The sequence below is a fragment of the Microbacterium endophyticum genome (assembly GCF_011047135.1).
GTDB lineage: Bacteria > Actinomycetota > Actinomycetes > Actinomycetales > Microbacteriaceae > Microbacterium > Microbacterium endophyticum.
On sequence record NZ_CP049255.1, the window covers coordinates 996,325 to 1,019,664 of the forward strand.

The following is a 23,340-nucleotide window of genomic DNA, read 5'->3' on the forward strand; positions in this document are numbered from 1 at the left end:
GCTGGGGTGGCTCAAGGAGCACACGTCGCGGAGAAATTCTGAGAAGCAGGCGAAAGGTTCCACCCCTGCGCGCTCCAGTCAACTGTCACACGGATGCCATCGACCCTCACCGCGCCGACGGGTACATCCCAGGTACCCGCCTCGTGTGGCACGACCGCGTTGTCCGCGTCGTAATAGACAAGCCCTGCCGGGTCGAATGTAATGGCGGCCAGACCGTTTGAAGACTGTGAGGTGCGGGCGAGCGGGGCGCCCTGAGTACACGTCGCGCCCCACGAGGCTTGTGTCTGATACGGCGCGCTGCCGGACCGCGCCGACACGTTCGAGTACGGCGTTGCCGTGTTCCAGAACGTGTGAACGTAGCGGACTTGAATGCCCGGGTTGCGATCGAACGTGCTGTTGTTTGGCCACCCGCTGAACTCGACACGGTTGTTGCGCGGCACAGCCTCGTTTGACGTCGGCTGCTCGGTGATTGTCCAGCGTGCGGTGTTGTCGGTTACCTGCGGTGCGCTGTTGACGGCGAACGTGTATCCGGTCGGGGCGAAGCCGCTTTGGAGGGCACGCACAGAATTTTTCGTCTGTGCCGTACCGTACGAGCGCCCGTCGACGATGGAGGCGATACACGCGACGAACGTGTATTCGCGCCCGTCTTCCAACCTGTCGAACGAAGCTGTGTTGCCCCCCGAATTCGGGCGACACTCCTGACCTTCCTGCACGATGCCATAGCGCATCGTCGATCCGTCTCCACCGGAGTCTCCGAGGACTTCGGCAGAGACTTTCGACGTGCCGTCGCCGTTCGAGGACGAGGACAGGCTCAGCCTCGGATTTGTAGGCGCACCGACGCCATTGCCATAAGCGGTGGCAGCAGCGCCGGACGTTGCGCCGTCAAGCCCCGGCGGCAGATCGAACCGAGACACCGGGGTCACGGTGATCGCGGTGGATACGTTCGCGCCCACACGGAATGACGACACCTGCACGCTGCGCTGGTTCGCCCCTACGTTGACGGTGATGGTATCGCCTGCGGCACTTGAGATTACAAGTGACCCGGTCTCAGCGGATTCAACCTGACCGATCGTCAGCGACACGACTCCACCGGTTCCGTCGGGTGTGACGACGGGTGATGCGCTGATCTGGCTGGGAGTCGCTGGGGTCTTATACGCCCACGCCGTGGTCTGCACGCTCGACTTGGACTCACCGACGCTGTTCACCGCCCAGGCTTCATACGTGCGGCGCTCCCCATTGGGCGCAGAGATCGTCGGGCACACTCCGGATGCCGAACACTGCGCAACTACCTGACCGTTGGATCGGATCGTGAACCCGGTGAGTGCGGGGTAGGCCTCGCGAGAAGCACCCGGATCGACGGCGAGCGTCAGGGAGCCACTGTCGTACGCGGCCTGACGCACGCTCGCGGGAGTCTTCGGGTATCCCTGCAGGTCAAGCAGAATTCGCCCATCGCGTTCGGCGCTCGTCTGGCGACCCTGAGCATCACGCACGGTGAACGCTGCCGAACAGGTCGCGCCCGGAGCATCCTGCGCCCACGAGGCCGTCACGGCTGATGTCGAGGACACGGTGAAGCTCACGCCGACACATGCCCCCGTGGTGCGGACGCCAACGACCTCGAGCGGAGTGCCCGGTAGTGGGTTCACCTCACCGGATGCACCGATCACCGAGATCGTGCACGACGATCCCGACGACTGGGAGCACGTTTGCGTCAGGGACCCACCCTGCGGAAGTGTGGAAGGCGCGGCTCCCACCCGCAGCAGCAGGCGAGCTGGCGCTACTCCCTCGTGGCTCGGCACTGTGACAACCACCGCAGCTTCCGAACCTGGTACAGCGTCATCGGCGCCCGTAATCGTGACTACCGAGCCATCGAGCGTCACCTCGAACTGCGCGCTGCCACCAGAGATGGCGTACTCGATACCGGCCCAGTCATCGCGAAGCTGCCACGTTGTCATGTTCTTGAGGTCGAAAGTGACTGTCTCACCGGGTCCAGCGGTTATGGATGCCGGGGAAAGCACCGGCTGCGGATCGAGGGCGATGACCGATATCGGCACCGACACATATGTCCAGTCCTCTTGTCCCACCAGGCGCACCGCGACCTGGCAGGCGTCGGTCCAGGGACCGCCGGCACCAGCGTCGTACCGCACAGAACTCCCACCATCAGCTTCACAGGATGCTTCGGTGCGCGCACCGGACGCGGCAATGTCCGTGCCGACTTCGATTTCTTGTTGCGCGGGTATGGCAATCAGATCCGTCATGTCAAAACTCACGGACTCGAGCTCGTTCACTTCTTGCGGCGGCACCGAAGATTTCAGCGACAGCGACAGGTCATCGTCGCCTGGAACTCGCAGGAATGCGTATGTCTGCACTTCACCGGTTGCAGTCTCTGCAGTAACCGCAAATGGAATGATCCGGGTGTGGGCTGGTAGTTCTCCACTCAGCTGGGCGCCATCGACAGTCACGTCGCTGTCCGCGTCCCGCCAGAGCGAAACGGTCGCGTCGTCCAGATCTCCGCTCGACCACGTTGCGCGGCCATCGATCACATCGACGCCGTCGATGAAGTCGTCACGGTTTTGCACCGTCAGCACGGTATCGGCCACGACCGGATAGTCCGGAACGTTTTCCCTGACCACTTTGACGACGATGAGTCCCCGCCCGGTGTTACCTGAGGCCGATTCGACGTCGTAGAGGAACGACATCGTGCCAGGTTCCGTCCCTGCCTCGATGACGACGGTCGTGTCGGTGAGCGTGCCGATGTGAGCGTCACGTCGCCCGTATTCCACGTTGTCGCTGCCGTCACTCAATTTTTCCGGCAGGTCCGGTCGCACGGACGTGAGTGAGAGACGTTTCATCGTGGGATCGATATCGTTCGCCAAAGGGCTCACTCGGATCGTGCTGTTTCCACCTACCTGAACTTGCACGTAGTCCGTGAAGGTGATCGGGCTTGGATTGGACTCCCCATCGAGCACGCCGATTCGCACCGTGCCCTCCCCCGTCGAGCCAGCGGCATCCGTTACGCGGTAACGGAAGCTCACCTGACCGCGGAATCCGGCAACGCTGGAGTATTCGATAGATTCGCCGTCGGCGGAGATGGCCGCAACCCCCGACTCGGGCTGGGTCACGATCGACTTCAACGTCACGACATCGCCGTCGGGGTCCATACCGAAACCATCGAAGCTGATCGCCGTCGATTGCCCAGCGAGCACTCTGCCCTCGAGTGTTTCCGGACGCGGTGCTCGATTGACGTCGCTTGGCACAACGCGAACGCGCACTTTCGCGGTATCCGCGAGCGATGGCGCGCCCTGTGTGTACACGGAATAGTCGATCGTGTAATCGCCGGGTTCTTCCGGGGCGAGGTAACGCAATACCCCACCGGAAGCGAAGGCCAGTGCATCCGGGGTGGAAGAAATCACGGCAGAGGGATCAAGGATGGGCAACCCGCCCGCTGGCGAAAGATCGTTTTCTCGCACCGGGATGTCGATCTGTTCACCAGCTCGTACGACAACACTGTCGTCTACGGCAATAGGGGCGAGGTCCGGCGCTTCGGGCAGGAGGTAAACGACCGCTTCTCCCTCAACGCGCGCTCCGGTGTCGTCGGTTCCGTCGCTCACGGTGTAATCCACAGTGCCGAGCAGACCGCTCTCGCCGGTCTCGGTCGTACCAGTTACCCGCAGATAGTTCTGCGCAACGGAATCCACCGAAAGGCTTGAGCCATCCGCCGCGCGAGCCGTGACGTCGCTGAGCAGCAGCACGCGCCGCGTCGGGTTTGATACCGCACTGAAGACGTCAATTGTCGCGTCTTCCTGTGGCCGGACGAACGCGACGACGGGAGCAGTGGCCAACTGCGCCGGCGCGGATGCGTCGAGCACGGTGATCCGCGCAGTACCGGACGCTTCAGACTGGCCGTCCGTGACAGTGAAATCGACGCGGTAAATGCCGGGAGCATTCGGCGCGAAGTCGAATGTCGTCGCGCCCTCGATGATCGTCGCCGAAGCGTCGGCATCATCGAGGACACGCACCGACGTGACAGCGAGCGTGCCGGCCGTGCCGGTGACGTGCGGGGCCACATCTACGGTAAGACTCGCGTCGATCGTGTCCACAAGAGCGAAAGACTGCACCGAAAGCTGGGGCTGAGAGGATATCCGCACAATCAGCGGCTTCGTAGCCGTCTGCCCCGTCGAGTCCGAGACTGTGACGTCCAACTGCACGACTTGCTCGCCCCCTGTGCCAGCATCGCTGTGCTGAAAGACGACCTCGCCCGACGGTGATGCGGCGACGCTGCCAATGTCCGACGTGTTCTCGACACTGAGCAAAAAGAGCGGATCCCCCTCGGGGTCGACCCATCCGTTCAAGACCGGAACTGTGACGGTTCCGCCGATCGCAACCTCTGGCGTCGGCCACTCAGCCAGACATGAATCGACTCCACACCATACCGGTGCCGAACTCTCAGTACCGACGGTGGTGAGCGTGACGGTGGTCGAGTTCGAAACCAAACCGTCGTCAGTTGTGCCATCGGTGACGGCGTACGAGAAAGTGGCGGTGCCCGTGGCATCGGGGCTCACCCTGATCGCGAGTTGCTGTTGATCTTCGGTGAGTGAGAGAGTGCCGAAACCCGGATCGAGGCCCGTTACCGATGTCGGATCGATGCTGAGAACGTCCTCGTTCGGGTCGTGATCGTTTAAGAGCACAGCGAGCGAAACCAGAGCGCCCGGCCGCACACCGAACGAGTCAGGTTCAGCGATCGGCGGTTTGGGGTCGATGACAACAGCCAGTTGCTCGTCGCTCGGTACGGATTCTGGGTCCGTACGATCATCCAGCGACCAATCCTGACTCGATGCGACAAGTGCACCGTCGGGAACTGTCCAGACCCAGCCGCTTCGCATTTCGTTGAGGATGACGGCCTCGTCTGTCGCAACAAACACCGGACGACGCACGTCGCCGAGGCTTTCGCCGTTGTAGTCGAGAGCCACCTGACCCCCGTCGGACGTCCACAGGACGCCACCGACCGTTTCGGCGGCAACCCAGGCGGCGTACACCACGCCGTCCCGCACGATAGGCGCGGCCGGTGTACCCAGAACAGACGCACTGCCCCCGAACGAGACCGACACATCGGACCCGTCAGCGGGCACGCGCACGAGCATCGTTTCGTCGGCAAGATACACAGCGTCAGAGTCGGCGTCAGCGGCGCCCATCACGACGCTGCCCGTGGTTCCCGCTGAGGTCGCGGCATCCGAGCCGCGGCGCCACAGCTCGCCGTCCTCCGTATCCACGACAACCCACTCATCGCCAGCGGCACTCACCGCCGGCGCACCCAGATCCGCTGTGAGGTCGTCACGCTCGCGCACAGAGGCGTCAGCGATGTCGTAAGTCAAAACCGAAGCGTCTTGCGAAGAGTAGGCGAAGAGCGTTCCTTCGCCATTGACTGCGATAGCGTCGGCTGTGTAACTGACGGTGTCTTCTTCGTCATCATCAGCGGGGAAGGGCTCGACCATTTGCGGCGTACCCTGCGAGAGCAAGCCGACGTACACAGCACCGGCATCGGTGCGATACGCGACGTAGTCTCCCGCCGTCTCGACATCAACAGTTCCCGGCGGCGTCGATGGCGACGCCTTTAGCGTCTCTTCATCAAGGTCTGTCGGCAGCGATTCGTCAATCGCTGTGACCTTGCTGTAGCTATCCGAAAAAAGGTAGGCAGCATCCGACGTCTGCACAATCTGGCTGGGATTACTCACAGCACGCACAGTGTCGAGCTCACCAACCGTCGTATTCACACGCGCGTACCGCCGGCCATCGCCAGTTTGCATTGCCCATACTGACGTATCAGCGAGCGGCGTATCGTGCGCGTCCAGACCCGGCCAGACAGCCGCAATCGTGGCGACAAGCGCCAATGACGCGATAGAGGCGACCGTCGTCACTATCGTCCGACGGCGCATCAGAGCACGCCAGCAATCAGCAAGACCGTCACCGCGGTGGCGACCACCAGAACAAGTCCGCCGACCGCAATCAGCCACGGAAAGGCTGTCCGCATCGTGGGGCGTCTACCCGGGGCGGTGATGTCGGTGTCTTCGTCTCGCACGTGAGAAGACATTCCGGTTCGCGACCGGGGCTTGCGGTGACTCTCGCGTTCGATCGTCGTTCGAACCGGGCCGCGCAGCGAGCCGTCTGAGAAATCGAGTGTCGGGCCGGATTCCGCCCATTCTTCGGTAGCAACCTCGATCGGCGTCATGGGAAGAGCCAGCTCGGCCTGCACTGTGCGTAGCGCTTCAGCCACTTCTCGCGCAGAGCCATACCTGTGGTCGGGATTACGACTCATCGCACGTGCAAGCACGTCCTGGAGCGCACCGGGAACATCCGTGCGCGCGATCGGCGTGTAACTCGCACGAGAAATACGCCGCTTCAACTGCTCTCGGGAGTTCTCGCCGCGATCGCGACGCTCGAACGGACTGTGCCCAGCCAGCAGCGAATAGATGGTCGCTCCGAGGCTCCACACCTCGGTCGAGACCGTGCCCGCGGTGTCTTCCGCGATGACCTCCGGCGCGCTCCACGGAATAGACATCGCGAGCACCTCGTCGGAGGGATCAAGTGCGAGAGAGGATGCGATTCCGAAGTCAGCGAGGACGGGAGTTCCGAACGTCGTGATGAGAATATTGCTCGGCTTGACATCACGATGAATCAGCCCAGCGCGGTGCGCCGATTCGAGGGCGCTCGCCATGCGCACGCCGGTTGCCAAGACATCGGCGATCGGCAGTCGCTCTACCCGGTAGCGCTGTGCGAATGAGCCAGGGCAGTACTCCATGACAATGTAAGGGCGTCCGTCGGCGGATACTCCTGCTTGATAGACAGTGACGATCGACGGGTGCGCGGACAGGTGGGCGAGCACGTCGGCTTCGGAGTTGAACATGCGCAAGAGCCCCGGGTCACGGACGTCGCTCGGGAGCACTTTGACAGCCACCTGGCGGCGCGGCATGTCTTGCGCGTACAGAAAAACGTCGGCGAATCCACCGGAGCCGAGCGGGCGCACGTAGACGAGTCCGGGGATGACCGGTGGCGCTGAGGGCAGTCGCTGAGACACGTCGCCCCTTTCATCACCGCTGTCCGTTCGCTCTCAGTACCCAGTGAACTGGCTGATGAAGCTCGATCATGCTAACAAAAGCCCTGGTGAATTCTGTTCCTCTTGCCGGCGAAACTGCGTTAGCGAAGAGTCGAGCCCCCGGCACTCAGTACGAGGTGCCGTTATCGCGCGGAGCATGGGTGCTCCCGAACGGGTCGTCGAGCGAAAGCGAGAGATCCGCGAGAAGCGCCTCAATCTGCGGTTCGACGTATGCCGTGACTGCGTCGTTGATGCGCTGACGGTGGTGGAGCAGAACGGCGCAGACTTCGCGCCCCACGAGATTGGCGTAATCATCGGCGAGAGCAACTTCTTGGCGCAGTGCAGCTTTCGCTTCGTCGCTCAGTGGCGGAAGCGCCGGCACTTCGGCGTCGTCCTGGTGAGCCATGCCCGAGAGTGTGAAGAGAAACGGTGCGCCCGGCGCGGGCTCCGGATCGAGCGGCAATCCTTCGAACTCCGGCTCGAGGCCCTCGGCCGGACGGTAGCTGCGCGCTCTATTGCGAGCCGCTTGTTGGTCGAGTTCGCTCTGCAGCATCGGAAGGTTCCGCGCGGTGTACTCAGCGACGGCATGATCGACAATTGACTTCACCCGAGTGGAAAGCCCGTGCTGCACGCCGTGTGGCACATCAGCACCGAGTCCGGCCGCGGAAAGCACGGGAGATCCGATGCAGCGGCGACACGGAGCCATTCTCCCGCGATGCGTTGCAGGCTCCCACCGCGGCACCCAACGCAGCCAGGCGTCGACTGCCTGGCTGACCTGCGTTTCGAGCGAACGCTCCACAGACATCTACGGTAGCCCCCTCAACCCTCCCACGGCCACTGCGGCGGCCGCGCGCGTGTTCGAACGAGAGCGACTGCCGACCATGCCGCGGTGAAGGCGGACAGCGCGATAATCCCACCGGGCCATCCCACGGCCAGGGCGGCAGACACCGACGTGCCAACGGCGAGATCGCTTACGGCTACCGCCGCTGCGATCCCGGTGACAGCCACGTACGCGACGTAGGAGGCAGCGCAAGCCCAACCAGCGGTGAAGAATGAGGGGTGGGAGCGCCTCACGCCCACCCACACAACCGCCGCCCAGGCAGCTGTCGCAGCGAGAAAGCCGACAACTCCGGGAACCTGCCCGAGCCCGGTCGTGACAATCACATCGGTGTTCGTGACGAGACTGGCGAGGCCTAGTCCACAAATCGCGAGCGCAATGAACCCCGTGCCCGCAAAGGCAAGCGCCGTGGCAGGGCTGACGCCGCTGCTACCGGAGTTCGCCCCCTGTGACACTTAACCGCGGTAGAGCTGCGGGCCGGCTTCGAGCGTGCGCTCGTACTCGCGCTGCGCTTCATCATTGAGTTCGCTCATGCGCTTTCCACGTCGCGACACCCAAGCGCCGAACCAAATCGTGAGTTCACGACCGAGAACGAAGGAAATGATGGCGTAGGGCGAAAGCGCTTCACGACCGAGAAGTGCAATACCGTCACTCGCGGTGAGCAACCAAAAGGGAGCTTGAAAAAGTGCTCCTAGCAGGTAACCGAAATACGATGCCACGCCGACGAGCACGCCCCAGACCACCCAGTGGCCCCAGCGACCCCGGTTGATGACGGCGCCAAGCAGCCAGAAGGCCAAGTAGAAGACGACGACGGGCATCCAGAAGTTCCACGTCGTGACGGTCTCAACGATCGTATCCACGAGCGAGTCGACGCTGATTCGACCGGCACTCCAGCCGATAATGAGCACAGCCGCAAGCAGCAATACGGCGAAACCGAGAGCCGCGAGGAGGCCGATTGCGCCAGCCGCGCCGCGATTGCCGCGTGGACGCGGAGCCTCAGGTGCCTGCACGAAGATGGGCTGAGGGGCCGAAGGCGCGACGTACGAGACCTCTTCGGTGTATTCGCCAGCAGCGGTCGCCGGTTCGCTGGGCGTAACAACGGATTCGCCCACAGAAGAATCGGCCGAGACCGGCGCAGCCGCGCCTGGGGTCTCATCAAGCGGGCGGTCATACCAGGCCGCACCACTCGCAGCATCGGCCTCGTTCGTGGCGTCTACCGAAGAGGCAGGCTCCGGCGCGGGGCCAGATTCGACTCGCGCGGAAGACGCGATGGCGTCTTCTTGGGCCGCGTCCGCCGCTGTCGTCGGCTCGACGGTGTCTGCGCCGACGGTCGCTTCGCGCCCCGCGGCATCGGCGTCTGCGAGACCCGCCTGCGCCTCGCCTACAACGTCATCGACGTTTTTCGGCTCGTCGACCGGTTCGCCGTACGATGATTTCGAATCGCTCATCGGATGCTGCTCCTCCTGCGGGACACCTCCCCACTCCTGCGAGGCTAATACGCGCGAGTCTGTGCGACGCGCAGGCGTGCCGTCGTGTCTTCACGTGCGTGCCCGAATCGAGACCTATCGTGAGGATTATGCACTTCACTCAGCAGCTCCGTCGCGGAACGGCCGTCACGGCGATACTGACGCTGATGCTCTCGCTGGCTGCCTGCCTGCCCGAGCCTTCGGAGACGACCACGACACCGACGGCTGCGACCGAGACTCCGAGTGTGACCCACTCAGCAACGCCTACGCCCAGTCCGAGCGTCACTGCTGTGTCACTTCCGACGGACTGCCGTGCGATCCTCACCCAGTCGGTTCTGGACGAACTTGGCCAGACTCCACTCAATGACCCCGCAGCCGGCGTTTCAACCGGCGTTCAAGCGGACGGATCACTCGTGTGCCTGTGGCGTGACACCGCTGCCGACACCACTTATCTGCAAACGACCGTGTCAGCGATGAATCGGGGACCGGCTCTCGATCTCATGAACGAACTACGCACCGACGACGGATTCTCGTGCTACACCCCAGATGACGGCACCCGTTGCGAAAAGGTCTGGATGAACGATACCTACCCGGTCAACGACGGTCGGACACTCTTCTGGCGCGACGACATCCTCATCGATACGCAGTATTCGAACCTTGCGCCGTCTGGCTACACCGATGCCGTCATCAGCGGGGTTTTCGGCTGATCGCGTGGGCTATTTGAGCCACAAACGTTCAGCGACCCGCTCGGTATAAAGCGAAGGCTCCCAGGCACTGAACTGCGTTGCAACCCATAACCCGTCACGGAACACGTGGTCTTCACGCGTGTTCTCGATGTTCTTTGTGCACCGAATGCCGTCCCCAAACTCCGAGCACACATATCCCTGGCTGCCAAGGCTGGCCTGGGCGATCGCTTGCGCGCTGCCCGCCACTTTCGACACCGTCGTGACGATCTTTCCTGTCGTCGTCGCGTTCCAAGCGCAGGTCTCTTGGACGTCAGGCTTCAGCGCCGCGGCGAGACTCGACGCGTGGGTTATCGGAGCGGAGGCATCTTGGATCGGCTCACCACCGGTGCGCGAACTCAACTCTTCCCACAGCACGTCGGTGTAGAGCGCTCGGCACTCATCGACTGACTCCGAAGGGTCAACCGCATCGACGGGTGCGGTATCTGTTCCCAATCGCGCATCTTCCGGCTCGACGACCAGACGTGGCGCCACAGTAGGTCCGCGCAGGGCATTGCCCACCCAGTCGATCGAGGGTCCGATCATCGGTAACGCGACAACGACGAGAACGCCGATGACGGCGGCACAGAGCAGACCTACCGGCCATGCGAGCCAGTTGTTTCGTCCGCCAGTTTTCGCCATGTGCGACCTCCTCCTCAACGCTACGTGCGCGCGGCGACGGCGCCCCGGCACGACGCGCGGGCAGAACCACGAAAGGGCCCCAGCCGAAGCTGAGGCCCTTTCGAGCGGGTACGGATGCCACGGCTCGCCGTGGCATCCGTACTGCTTAGTTGTACGTACCGGGCGTGAAGTCGTCCGTCGAGAAGCTGTCGAAGTCGACGTAGCTCAGGTCGGCATCGCTGTAAGCGCCGTCGGACGCGAAGATGCGATTGGGATAACGCTCGCTCTTTGCCTCTTCGGTTGCTTCCACGGTGACGTCGCGGTACTTCGCAAGCCCTGTTCCGGCCGGGATGAGCTTTCCGATGATGACGTTCTCTTTCAAACCCATCAGCGGGTCGCTCTTGCCTTCCATGGCGGCCTGCGTAAGAACGCGGGTCGTCTCCTGGAACGAAGCCGCAGACAACCACGACTCGGTCGCAAGCGACGCCTTCGTGATACCCATGAGCTCCGAACGGCCGGATGCGGGACGCTTGCCTTCGCCGACCGTCTGGCGGTTGACGTCAACGAAGCGACGCGAGTCGATGAGCTCACCCGGAAGCAGTGTCGTGTCACCGTGGTCAACCACGGTAACCTTCCGCAGCATCTGGCGAACGATGACCTCAATGTGCTTGTCGTGGATCGGCACACCCTGTGAGCGGTAAACGCCCTGGACACCGTTCACGAGGTACTTCTGCACCTCGCGAGCGCCCAAAACACGCATGATCTCCTTGGGGTCGAGAGTTCCGACCTGCAGGGGCTCACCCACGGTGACATGCTGGCCATCTTCGACCAGCAGAGTCGCGCGCTTCAGCACGGGGTAAACGTGCGGCTCGTCGCCGTTGTCGGGCGTGAGGATGACCTTCTTCGATTTGTCGGTCTCTTCGATCGTGATGCGACCATCGGCCTCAGCGATCGGCGAAGAGCCCTTAGGCGTGCGCGCCTCGAACAGTTCCTGCACGCGGGGCAGACCCTGCGTGATGTCATCTGCCGACGCCGAACCACCGGTGTGGAAGGTACGCATCGTCAGCTGGGTACCGGGCTCACCGATCGACTGTGCCGCGATGATACCGACTGCCTCACCGATGTCGACGACCTTGCCGGTGGCGAGCGAACGGCCGTAGCACTTCGCACAGACACCAACAGCCGACTCGCAGGTCAGGACCGAGCGCACCTTGATCGAGGTGACGCCGGCTTCGACCAGCTTGTTGATGAGGATGTCTCCGACGTCAGCGCCCGACTCAGCGAGAATCTCGCCCTTGTCGTCGACGACGTCAGCGGAAAGCGTACGAGCGAACACGGAGTTCTCAACGTTTGCATCCTTGACCAGCACGCCATCGGCTCCGGGAGCCGCGATCGTGAATGCGAGACCCTTCGACGTTGCGCAGTCCTCTTCGCGGATGATGACATCCTGCGAGACGTCGACGAGTCGACGCGTGAGGTATCCCGAGTCGGCGGTACGAAGCGCCGTGTCAGCCAGACCCTTACGAGCACCGTGCGTTGCGATGAAGTACTCGGCGACCGACAGACCCTCGCGGTAGGAGGAGATGATCGGGCGGGCGATGATCTCACCCTTCGGGTTGTTCACCAGGCCTCGCATACCGGCGATGTTTCGGATCTGCAGCCAGTTACCACGAGCACCCGACGACACCATGCGGTTGATGGTGTTGTCTTCCGGGAAGTTCGCGCGCATCGCGACCTGGACCTCGTCGGTTGCCTCGGTCCAGATCTTGATGAGCTCCTGGCGACGCTCGGCGTCGGTCGTGAGGCCCTTCTCGTACTGGGCCTGAACCTTCGCGGCCAGCTTCTCGTAGCGAGCGATGATGTCCTTCTTACCGGGAGGGGTAAGAATGTCGCTCAGTGCGACGGTAACGCCCGAGCGGGTAGCCCAGTAGAAACCGGCATCCTTGATGCGGTCGAGCGATGCAGCGACCTCCACCTTCGGATATTCCTCAGCGAGCTTGTTGACGATCTGCGACAGCTTGCCCTTGTCTGCCTGTTCGCGAACGAACGGGTAGCCCTTGGGAAGAGTGTCGTTGAAGATCGCCTGACCGAGAGATGCGTCGAGCAGACCGTGGCGCTCGTATCCCTCGGGGGCTTCGCCCTCGAGGAACGAGAGACCGGGAACGCGGATGCGGACCTTGGACTGCAGGTCGAGCGTGCCCTCATCCTTTGCGAGAATCGCTTCTCCCACAGAACCGAAGACGCGACCCTCACCGGCGCCGCCAACCTTGACCGTGGTCAGGTGGTGGAGACCGATGATCATGTCCTGCGAAGGCAGGGTCACGGGGCGGCCGTCCGAAGGCTTCAGGATGTTGTTCGAAGCGAGCATCAGGATGCGAGCTTCGGCCTGAGCCTCGACCGACAGCGGAAGGTGAACAGCCATCTGGTCACCGTCGAAGTCGGCGTTGAACGCAGCACAGACGAGGGGGTGAAGCTGGATGGCCTTACCCTCAACGAGCTGAGGCTCGAACGCCTGGATACCCAAACGGTGGAGCGTGGGAGCACGGTTGAGGAGCACGGGGCGCTCGCGGATGATCTCCTCGAGCACGTCCCACACCTCGGGGCGCGTGCGCTCAACGGCACGCTTTGCTGCCTTGATGTTCTGCGAGTGACCGAGGTCGATCAGACGCTTGATGACGAACGGCTTGAACAGCTCGAGTGCCATCTGCTTGGGCAGACCACACTGGTGGAGCTTCAGCTGAGGTCCGACGATGATGACGGAACGACCCGAGTAGTCAACGCGCTTGCCGAGCAGGTTCTGACGGAAACGACCCTGCTTACCCTTGAGCATGTCAGACAGCGACTTGAGGGCACGGTTACCGGTTCCGGTAACGGGGCGACCACGACGACCGTTGTCGAACAGTGCGTCAACAGCCTCTTGAAGCATGCGCTTCTCGTTGTTGACGATGATCTCGGGGGCGCCGAGGTCAAGCAGACGACGCAGACGGTTGTTGCGGTTGATGACGCGGCGGTAGAGGTCGTTCAAGTCGCTGGTCGCGAAGCGACCACCGTCGAGCTGCACCATCGGGCGCAGCTCCGGCGGGATGACAGGAACAACATCGAGCACCATCGACGCCGGGCTCATGCCGGTCTGAAGGAACGAGTTGACGACCTTGAGGCGCTTGATCGCGCGGATCTTCCGCTGACCCTTACCCTCTGAGATCTGCAGGTGAAGGCTGTCCGCCTCCGACTGCAGGTCGAACGCTGCAAGGCGACGCTGGATCGACTCGGCACCCATGTGGGCTTCGAAGTACTGACCGAAGCGGTCCTGGAGCTCGTGGAAGACGTCATCCTCGGGCTTAAGAGCACCGACATCGAGCGTGCGGAAGTCTTCCCACACGCGCTCGAGCTTGGAGATCTGCTCGTCGGCGTTCTTACGCGTCGACGACATCTCCTTCTCAGCGGCGTCCTTGACCTTCTTCTTAGCGTCGGCCTTCGCGCCCTCGGCTTCGAGAGCAGCAAGCTCCTCTTCCAGCTTCTGGAGGCGGTCAGCAACCTTCGCGTCGCGACGGTCTCCGATCGTCTTCATCTCGAGGCGCAGGTTGTTCTCGTGCGTCGGGAGGTCGCGGTGGCGTGCGTCCTCGTCGACTGAGATCACCATGTAGGCGGCGAAGTAGATGACCTTTTCGAGGTCCTTCGGTGCCATGTCGAGCAGGTAGCCCAAGCGCGAGGGAACGCCCTTGAAGTACCAGATGTGGGTGACGGGTGCGGCGAGCTCAATGTGGCCCATGCGCTCACGGCGCACGGAGGACTTGGTGACCTCCACGCCGCAACGCTCGCAGACGATGCCTTTGAATCGGACGCGCTTGTACTTACCGCAGGCGCACTCCCAGTCACGGGAAGGTCCGAAGATCTGCTCGCCGAACAGACCGTCCTTCTCGGGCTTGAGGGTGCGGTAGTTGATGGTTTCGGGCTTCTTTACCTCGCCAAAGGACCAACGACGGATGTCGTCGGCGGTCGCAAGGCCGATGCGAAGCTGATCGAAGGTGGTGGATTCGAGCACTGGTTCTCCTGTGTCGGAAATTCTGTCGCTGGGGGCCGGATCAGATCTCGTCGATTGACGAGGACTCGAATCGGCTGGAGATGTTGATGCCGAGCTCTTCCGCTGCGCGGAAAGCGTCGTCATCCGTGTCACGCAAGTTGACGACGGTGCCATCGGCCGAGAGGACCTCGACGTTCAGGCAGAGCGACTGCATTTCTTTCATGAGCACCTTGAAGGACTCGGGGATACCCGGTTCCTGGATGTTCTCGCCCTTGACGATTGCCTCGTACACCTTGACGCGGCCGAGGATGTCGTCGGACTTGATCGTGAGGAGCTCCTGCAGTGCGTAAGCCGCACCGTAAGCCTCGAGCGCCCACACTTCCATCTCACCGAAGCGCTGACCACCGAACTGTGCCTTACCACCGAGCGGCTGCTGGGTGATCATGGAGTACGGGCCCGTCGAACGCGCGTGGATCTTGTCGTCGACGAGGTGGTGGAGCTTCAGGATGTACATGTAGCCAACCGAGATCGGCGCCGGGAAAGGCTCACCCGAACGACCATCGAACAGCTGCGTCTTACCGCTGGAGTCGATGAGGCGTACACCGTCACGCGTCGGGAGAGTCGAGTCGAGCAGACCCGCGATCTCCGTCTCGGCTGCACCGTCGAACACGGGGGTTGCAACCTTCGTGCCGGGGGCAGCTTCACGTGCGTTGTCGGGAAGACGGCCAGCCCACTCGGGGTTACCCTCGACCTTCCAGCCCTGCTTCGCGATCCACCCGAGGTGGGTCTCGAGCACCTGACCGAAGTTCATTCGACCGGGGATACCGAGCGGGTTCAACACGATGTCAACGGGAGTACCGTCCGAGAGGAACGGCATGTCCTCGACGGGCAGAATCTTCGCAATGACGCCCTTGTTTCCGTGACGACCAGCGAGCTTGTCACCTTCGGTGATCTTGCGCTTCTGGGCGATGTAGACGACAACGCGACGGTTGACGCCCGAGCCGAGCTCGTCGTCACCATCTTCGGCGTTGAACTCCTTGACGGCGATGATCGTGCCCTGCTCGCCGTGGGGAACCTTCAGTGAAGTGTCGCGAACTTCGCGGCTCTTCTCGTTGAAGATCGCACGAAGCAGACGCTCTTCCGCGCTGAGCTCGGTCTCGCCCTTGGGCGTGACCTTGCCGACGAGGATGTCACCGGGACGAACCTCGGCGCCGATGCGGATGATGCCGCGCTCGTCGAGGTCCTTCAGCAGGTCGGGGCTCACGTTCGGAAGATCGCGAGTGATCTCTTCTTTACCGAGCTTCGTGTCGCGCGAGTCGACTTCGTACTCTTCGATGTGAATCGAGGAGAGCGTGTCGTTCTTCACGAGGTCCTGGCTGAGGATGATCGCGTCTTCGAAGTTGTGACCCTCCCACGTCATGAACGCTACGAGGAGGTTCTTACCGAGGGCGAGTTCGCCGTCTTCGGTGGCGGGTCCGTCGGCGATAACCTCGCCGACTTCGATGCGCTCACCTTCGGAGACGATCACACGCTGGTTGTAGCTCGTGCCCTGGTTGGAGCGGTCGAACTTACGCAGGAAGTAGTCCTGCGTGCCACCCTCATCGAGCTGGATGGTAACGACGTCAGCCGAAACCTCGCGAACTACACCGGCCTTCTGAGCCGTGACAACGTCACCGGCGTCGATGGCTGCATAGCCCTCCATACCGGTGCCGACCACGGGCGATTCGCTGCGCACGAGCGGCACAGCCTGACGCTGCATGTTGGCACCCATGAGCGCGCGGTTTGCATCGTCGTGCTCGAGGAAGGGGATGAGCGAGGTCGCTACCGACACCATCTGGCGCGGCGAGACATCCATGTAGCCGATTTCTTCGGCGGGGTAGAGGTCAACCTCGCCACCCTTACCGCGACGTGCGAGCACGCGGTCGGTAGCGAACGAGCCGTCTGCGGCAAGTTCAGCACCGGCACCAGCAACAGTGAAGTCGTTCTCTTCGCTGGCGGTCAGGTAGTCGATGGTCTTGGAGACCTTGCCGTTTTCGACACGGCGGTACGGCGTCTCGATGAAACCGAACGCGTTGATACGAGCGAACGATGCGAGCGAACCGATCAGACCAATGTTGGGGCCTTCAGGCGTCTCAATCGGGCACATGCGGCCGTAGTGGGACGGGTGAACGTCACGAACCTCGACGCCTGCACGCTCACGCGACAGACCACCGGGTCCAAGCGCCGAAAGGCGACGCTTGTGGGTCAGACCCGCGAGCGGGTTGTTCTGGTCCATGAACTGCGACAGCTGGCTGGTTCCGAAGAACTCCTTGATCGCGGCGACGACGGGGCGCACGTTGATCAGGGTCTGCGGCGTGATCGCTTCGATGTCCTGCGTCGTCATGCGCTCACGCACGACACGCTCCATGCGCGAAAGTCCGGTGCGCACCTGGTTCTGGATGAGCTCACCGACGGCGCGGATACGACGGTTACCGAAGTTGTCGATGTCGTCAACGTCGATACGGATCTCGGCGGGCTTGCCCGAGCGGACGCCGTCGTACGACGCGTCGCCACGGTGCAAACGCACGAGGTACTTGATCGTCGCAACGACGTCTTCAACGGAAAGAACCGAGTCGCTCAGCGGCTTGTCGATACCGAGCTTCTGGTTGATCTTGTAGCGACCAACCTTTGCGAGGTCGTAGCGCTTTGCACTGAAGTAGAAGTTGTCGAGCAGCGCACGGGCGGCTTCAGCAGCAACCTGCTCGCCCGGACGGAGCTTGCGGTAGATGTCGCGAAGCGCGTCTTCCTTGGTGAGGATCGTGTCCTTGGCGAGGGTCTCTTCGATCGACGTGAAGCCGGCGAACTCGTTGAGGATGTCTTCGCTCGTGAGGCCGAGGGCCTTCAGGAAGACGGTGACCGACTGCTTGCGCTTGCGGTCGATACGAACACCGACCTGATCGCGCTTGTCGACCTCGAACTCGAGCCATGCACCACGGCTCGGGATGACGCGTGCCGAGACGATGTCTTTGTCACTCGTCTTGTCGGCGGTCTTGTCGAAGTAGACACCGGGCGAACGGACGAGCTGCGACACAACGACACGCTCGGTGCCGTTGATGATGAACGTTCCCTTGTTGGTCTGCAACGGGAAGTCGCCCATGAAGACGGTCTGAGTCTTGATCTCACCGGTCTGGTGATTCATGAACTCAGCCTCGACGTAGAGCGGAGCCGCGTACGTCTTGCCGCGTTCCTTGCACTCGTCGATCGAGTACTTCTCCGGCTCGAGGTACGGGTTCGTGAACGAGAGTTGCATCGTCTCGCTCAGGTCCTCGATAGGCGAGATCTCCTCGAAGATCTCTTCCAGGCCGCTGTGGAGCGCGATGTCAGTGCGCCCCTGTGCCTGTGCCTCAGCAAGACGCGTCTTCCAGGCGTCGTTACCGACGAGCCAGTCGAACGACTCCGTCTGCAACGCGAGAAGGTCGGGGACCGTCAGCGTGTCGGAGATCTTGGCGAACGAAAGCCGCGACGCATCGCGACCGTTCTTGGGGGTGGTGGGGTTGGATGCGTTGGGCGCAGCAGCCAAGGGATAACCTCCGTGAGCCCGGATGAGGGCTCGTGATCCTTTGTCGTCAGGTGAACTGCTCAGTCGTCCCCCATTTAGCCTTCACGTCACGCACCGTGACAGCACGGGGACGTGGAGGCCCAGCCGACCACCATATGAGGGCAGGGAGAATCCAAGAGCGCAAGGAACAACTATATCCCGCGTGACGCGCCGTGTCTACTAGATCCTTGACCCGGTGTGAATCGTGAGGTATAAACCGGCTTCATCCCGCGAGAGCCTGCTGATAATCCGCGGAAATTCAGCTCACTGTGAGTATGCTCACAGTCCGAAGTCTCCCCGCTACGAGCTGCGATGAAACCGTATGCGCATACCGGGGCGCGCCTGCGCCAGAGCATCGAGTGAGGCATCCGACACCACTGCGATCACCGGATACCCTCCCGTGACCGGGCCGTCCGCAAGCAAAATCGTGGGGCGACCCGACGGCGGAACCTGCAGCGCTCCGGGGACCATCCCTTCACTCGGCAGCTCCCCCTCGTGCACGCGCGCCAGCTCGGGTCCTTCCAAGCGCACGCCCACGCGATTCGCATCAGCAGACACCGTCCAGATGGCATCGAAAAGCGCCTCCTGTGCGGATGCCGCAAACCAATCACCGCGGGGACCGTCATCCACGTTCAGCTCGATCACGTCGTCGGTCGGTGCGGTCCAGGGCGCGATATCGAGCGGTGGCACCGGCCCCCGCACATCGCCTGCCAAACGCACGACGTCGCCCGCGATGAGAGCCGCCGGGCCGATACCCGCGAGCACATCGGCGGAACGCGACCCCGCGCTCACCGCCCCCTCGACTCCCCCACGCACGGCAAGATACCCGCGGATGCCGTGCTCAAATACCGCAATATCGAGCTCTTCACCGGCTGGCCAGAGCGTCGCGGTTACAGCATCAAGAAAGGCTGGCCCGATGTGGCCGGGTCCCCGAGCGCCCGTGAGCGCGATCCAGAGGTCGCGCTCCGCGACGGCACGAAAACCACCGCCGGTGATCTCTATTGCCGCCGCGTCCGGGCGGTTGCCGACGAGTCGATTCGCAACTGCAAGCGCGTCACGATCGAGGGCGCCCGATGGGGCGATTCCGAGGGATGCGGAACCGGGCCTCCCGCGATCTTGCACTGTCGATTGCCAGCCGGCGGTGATGATGGTGAACGCGACGGGTGCCTCGGGATGCGTGATGGGCGATGCCCCCGCGACGCTCACGACATCACGAGTGGGGCCTGCCGCGACGAAGCGCACGCGGCTTCCTGGGGCGAGGAGAACCGGGGATGCGGCATCCGGGTCGAAAAGCGGCGCGTCGGTCTGCCCGATCAGTCGCCACCCGCCGGGAGTTGCACGCGGATAGGCGCCGGTGAATTCGCCCGCGATACCGACCGAGCCGGGCGGGACGCGCGTGCGGGGACTATCGAGCCGCGGCACGTCGAAGTGCCAGTCGTCGCTCACGAGGTAGCCGAACCCCGGAGCGAACCCGGTGAATGCAACTCTCCAGTGCGCATTCTGATGGGCCGAGATGAGCCCATCGGGCGTGGTGCCGAGTCGCGCTGCGGCATCGAGGAGGTCGGGGCCGTTATAGGCGACGGCGAGCTCGATGACGGGTGTCGCTTCGGCGCGTGTGGGGGCGGCATCCGCTTTGGCTGCTGTAATCCAGGTGCGGGCCGCCGCGAGTGTCAGCTGGCGCGGGTCGATTCGCACCAGCACGGTACGGGCCGCCGGCACGAGATCGACGACGCCCGCGGGGCGAGTCGCGGCGAGAGCTGCGTGGAGATCGAGCACCTCGCCAAGGGTTGCCACTTCGACCAGAAGTGCGGCGGCGCCGAAGGGCAGCACGCGAAGCGGCCGCGGGGTGTCAGCCACCATGTCAGCCACCATGCCAGTCACCATGCCAGTCACCGCGCCAGTCACCATGGTGATGCGACATCGACTGCCGACTCTGACAAAGCTCGGCGCACAGCGCGGGCCAACTCGATCGCCGCGGGGGTGTCTCCGTGCACACAGAACGATGCCGCGTCAACCCTGATCGTCGTGCCGTCGACGGCGGTCACGGTGCGGTCCCGCACGAGTTGCACAGCGCGCTCGGCGACGACTGCGGGGGCATCGAGCACAGCCCCGGACGTCGATCGCGGCACGAGCGAACCGTCCGGCGAATATGCGCGGTCAAGAAACGCCTCACGTACGAACGGCAAGCCGGCGGCGAGCGCTGCGCTTCGAAGCGCCTCACCCAGAGCCAGGATCGGAAGCGCACGACCGAGCGTCTCCGACAGATCCGTGACGGCCGCCACGACAGCCGCCGCCTGCTGTGAGTCACGGCCCGCAGCGTGGTAGAGCGCGCCGTGGGGTTTGACGTACCGGATGTCGGCGCCCTCTGCGCGAAGCGCCAATAGCTGACGTGTCACTTCGAGCCGCAGATCGACTGCGCTCATCGAAACCACAACACGACCGAAGCCTGCACGATCGGGGTACGAGGGGTGGGCACCGACGGCGACACCGAATCGCACGGCGCGCTCGACGGCCTGGCGCATGGAGTCCGCGTCGCCCGCGTGGCCACCGCAGGCGATATTTGCACTCGAAATCAGCGAAAACATCGCTTCGTCGTCGGCTGTGGGCACGCCGTCGATCGTCTCGCCAAGGTCGGCATTGAGATCGATCGTCGCCATGCCACAACGCTAGCGCCGCGCGGCCCTCGCCTCACCCTGCGCTCTCCCCCTCGCCCCGCGCTCTCCCCCTCGCCCTGCCCTCTCCGCTCGCCCTGCCCTCACCCCTCGCCCTGTCCTCTCCCCACCACCCGCCGAAGGGTCGCAACATGCCGCAAAGCCCGCGCACCGCGTGGCGCAATACGGCATGTTGCGCCCCCTCGGCAGGTGGGGCCTACGGTTGAGGGATGGCCCGGGCACATGTAGAAGAGCCGCCACAGACGCGGCTCGGCGACGGCACAATCGCGCGCGTAGTGCCATCGGCGTACACCGGCGGTTACGAACTCGAAGTCGACGGCACGCCGCAGTCGCACGTGGACCTCGACGATCCCACGCACCTGCACTTCGAATACGTGGCACGTATGGGCGCCGTGATCGACCAGCTCAGGATGCCGGGGCAACCCCTTACGGCCGTGCACCTCGGGGCCGGCGCCCTCACCATCCCCCGCTACATCGCGGCGACCCGGCCGGGCTCCCGTCAGCAGGTCATCGAACTCGAGCAACCACTCGTCGACCTGGTGCGTGAGAACCTGCCGCTACCGAAGGGCGCTTCGATCCGAATGCGCATCGGTGATGCACGGGCGGGACTTTCGCGGCTTCCGCCCGCGATCACCGGAAACGTCGATCTGCTCGTTTCCGACGTGTACGCCGGTGCGCAGACACCCGCGCACCTCACGACCCTCGAGTTCTACCGCGAAGCCGCAGCCCTACTCGCACCCGACGGTGTGCTGCTCATCAACGTCGCCGATGGCGCGGGGCTCGCGTTCGCGCGCCGTCAGGTCGCGACAGTAAGCGCCGTGCTCGACCACGTCATCGTGCTCGCCGAAGTGCAAACCCTCAAAGGTCGCCGATTCGGCAACCTCGTGGTGGCCGCGTCCCGAGCGAACCTTCCGACCGAGTGGCTGCCACGGTTGATGGCCGCCGGCCCCCACCCCGCAAAGGTGGCCGAGGGCAGCGAAGTGCGCGAATTCGCCCGCAGCGCACGCATCGTCACAGATGCGGATGCCGTCGCATCGCCGAAGCCCGCGGCATCCCTGTTCGAACGCTGACCTGTCCAAAGCTGAGGCGTCGCTGGATGGTCGGCGCGCCATCCGCGCGCACATTGCACGCCGAGGCACACTGGAACAGTTCTCGTGCGGGAAGGATATCGACGTGAGCTACATCGAGGGTTACGACACCGACACCCTGCGCGAAATCGTGAATCTTGGCGAGTGCCGAGAGCGACTCGACGAAATCGGGCCACAGCGCAGCCTGCCAGCTCTTTTGGAACGGGTATGGCTGCTCAAAGTGCTCGATGAGCTTGACGACGCCCTGGCGGTATCGGAGCAGTCAGTACGGGTAGCACGCATGGCGGGCACGCGAAAAGATCTTTTGCGCGCGCGCATTCTGCACGCCACGGTGCTGCACTGGCGCGGTGCGCTGGGAGCCGCCGACCACGAACTCACCATGTGCGCCGACGAAGCCGAGGGCCAGAACTGGGCAGGCATCGCCGCCTTCGCGTACCAGCACCGGGCGAAAGTGCGGTTCGATGGCGACGACCTCGAGGGCGCACGGGTCGATTTCAAGCGCACCCTGTTTCTGCGGCAAGAAGCGGGAGCGTCGGAAACCGAGCTTCAATCGACGCTTCTCCTGATCGATGCGATTGATCGACACCGCGCACGGGTTGACGTCGCCATTTGAGTGTCGTAGGTACGTTCTAGCTTTTTCTTATGTCAGAACTCGATCGTGTACGCCACTGGGCTGAGGCGCTTCTCGCCCTCCACCTCGATTCGTCGTGGAGTTTTGGTTTCGACAACGCAAAGCGCCGCGCGGGCCTGTGCGACTACACGCGAAAGCGCATCACTGTCTCGAAGTACCTGACGGCGCGCTACGACGACGACACCAATCATCAGACGCTGCTGCACGAAGTCGCTCATGCTCTCGCAGGGCCGGAATCTGGCCATGGCGCGAAGTGGAAACGCATCGCTCGAGACCTCGGCTATGTGGGCGGCACAACTCATCGCGGCGAAACCGCGGAAGAACTCGCACCCTGGGTGGGCCGCTGCCCAGCCGGGCACACGGCGTATCGACACCGCCGCCCGACGCGCGCGGCATCCTGCGTTTTATGCGCCCCCCGGTTCGATAACCGCTACCTTTTCACCTGGACGCACCGTGAAATCACCCCGGCGACGCGGCTCGCCGCCCTGACGCCAAAGTAGCTCACGCACGGGCTCCCCACCCCGCCTCGTCCCACCACGTCTCGTCCCACACGTCTCGTCCCACCTGCGCCGAAACGCTGCCCCCGCAAGCAACGCACCGGGCACACAGGGTGCCTG

Annotated in this window: 14 protein-coding genes; 4 read left to right on the forward strand and 10 right to left on the reverse strand. The window is 63.4% G+C overall.

All coding sequences use genetic code 11. From position 1 onward, the window contains the following. Positions 1-11 precede the first annotated feature (11 nt). From G6N83_RS04680 to G6N83_RS04700, 5 genes are all read right to left on the reverse strand, one after another. Positions 12-5,930 (reverse strand): Ig-like domain-containing protein, encoded by a 5,919-nt coding sequence (locus tag G6N83_RS04680; RefSeq protein WP_165139836.1) that lies wholly within the window; start codon positions 5,928-5,930, stop codon positions 12-14. Continuing rightward, positions 5,930-7,069, reverse strand: a complete 1,140-nt coding sequence (locus G6N83_RS04685) for a serine/threonine-protein kinase (RefSeq protein ID WP_165139838.1) — start codon at positions 7,067-7,069, stop codon at positions 5,930-5,932. Before G6N83_RS04685 ends, G6N83_RS04680 begins: the two co-directional genes overlap by 1 nt. 145 nt (positions 7,070-7,214) lie before the next feature. Beyond that, positions 7,215-7,886, reverse strand: coding sequence for a spermidine/putrescine ABC transporter substrate-binding protein (locus tag G6N83_RS04690; RefSeq protein ID WP_165143122.1), 672 nt, complete (start codon positions 7,884-7,886; stop codon positions 7,215-7,217). Between the two features lie 20 nt (positions 7,887-7,906). After that, complete coding sequence (locus G6N83_RS04695) at positions 7,907-8,380, reverse strand: hypothetical protein (protein ID WP_165139840.1); 474 nt, start codon at positions 8,378-8,380, stop codon at positions 7,907-7,909. Next, a complete protein-coding gene (locus G6N83_RS04700) occupies positions 8,381-9,373 on the reverse strand; it encodes an ABC transporter (protein ID WP_165139842.1) in 993 nt (330 codons plus the stop codon). Between the two features lie 128 nt (positions 9,374-9,501). Here G6N83_RS04700 and G6N83_RS04705 point away from each other — a divergent pair, with 128 nt between their 5' ends. After that, complete coding sequence (locus tag G6N83_RS04705; protein WP_165139844.1) at positions 9,502-10,098, forward strand: hypothetical protein; 597 nt, start codon at positions 9,502-9,504, stop codon at positions 10,096-10,098. Between the two features lie 9 nt (positions 10,099-10,107). On the opposite strand, the gene G6N83_RS04710 is transcribed toward G6N83_RS04705, so the two are convergent. The 5 genes from G6N83_RS04710 to G6N83_RS04730 all read right to left on the reverse strand — a co-directional run bounded on the left by G6N83_RS04710 (position 10,108) and on the right by G6N83_RS04730 (position 20,989). Next, positions 10,108-10,755, reverse strand: a complete 648-nt coding sequence (locus G6N83_RS04710) for a hypothetical protein (RefSeq protein WP_165139846.1) — start codon at positions 10,753-10,755, stop codon at positions 10,108-10,110. Positions 10,756-10,900: 145 nt separating this feature from the next. Then, the gene (gene rpoC / locus G6N83_RS04715; RefSeq protein WP_165139848.1) at positions 10,901-14,776 is read right to left on the reverse strand and encodes a DNA-directed RNA polymerase subunit beta'; all 3,876 of its coding nucleotides are present in this window, start codon (positions 14,774-14,776) and stop codon (positions 10,901-10,903) included. Positions 14,777-14,816: 40 nt separating this feature from the next. Further along, on the reverse strand, positions 14,817-18,314 hold the full coding sequence (rpoB, locus tag G6N83_RS04720; protein WP_165139850.1) for a DNA-directed RNA polymerase subunit beta: 3,498 nt from the start codon (positions 18,312-18,314) through the stop codon (positions 14,817-14,819). Positions 18,315-18,632: 318 nt separating this feature from the next. Beyond that, a complete protein-coding gene (locus G6N83_RS04725; RefSeq protein ID WP_241246318.1) occupies positions 18,633-20,216 on the reverse strand; it encodes a 5-oxoprolinase subunit B/C family protein in 1,584 nt (527 codons plus the stop codon). A gap of 17 nt (positions 20,217-20,233) precedes the next feature. Continuing rightward, on the reverse strand, positions 20,234-20,989 hold the full coding sequence (locus tag G6N83_RS04730; protein WP_165139852.1) for a 5-oxoprolinase subunit PxpA: 756 nt from the start codon (positions 20,987-20,989) through the stop codon (positions 20,234-20,236). A 224-nt stretch (positions 20,990-21,213) separates the two neighbouring features. Between G6N83_RS04730 and G6N83_RS04735 the strand changes: the two genes are divergently transcribed. The 3 genes from G6N83_RS04735 to G6N83_RS04745 all read left to right on the forward strand — a co-directional run bounded on the left by G6N83_RS04735 (position 21,214) and on the right by G6N83_RS04745 (position 23,223). Further along, positions 21,214-22,074: a spermidine synthase gene (locus G6N83_RS04735; protein WP_165139854.1), complete on the forward strand. Its 861-nt coding sequence runs from the start codon at positions 21,214-21,216 to the stop codon at positions 22,072-22,074. 103 nt (positions 22,075-22,177) lie between these two features. After that, positions 22,178-22,705 carry a hypothetical protein gene (locus G6N83_RS04740; protein ID WP_165139856.1) on the forward strand — a complete coding sequence of 176 codons (528 nt, stop codon included), beginning with the start codon at positions 22,178-22,180 and terminating at the stop codon, positions 22,703-22,705. Between the two features lie 29 nt (positions 22,706-22,734). Further along, on the forward strand, positions 22,735-23,223 hold the full coding sequence (locus G6N83_RS04745) for a SprT-like domain-containing protein (RefSeq protein ID WP_165139858.1): 489 nt from the start codon (positions 22,735-22,737) through the stop codon (positions 23,221-23,223). The last annotated feature ends 117 nt before the right edge of the window (positions 23,224-23,340 follow it).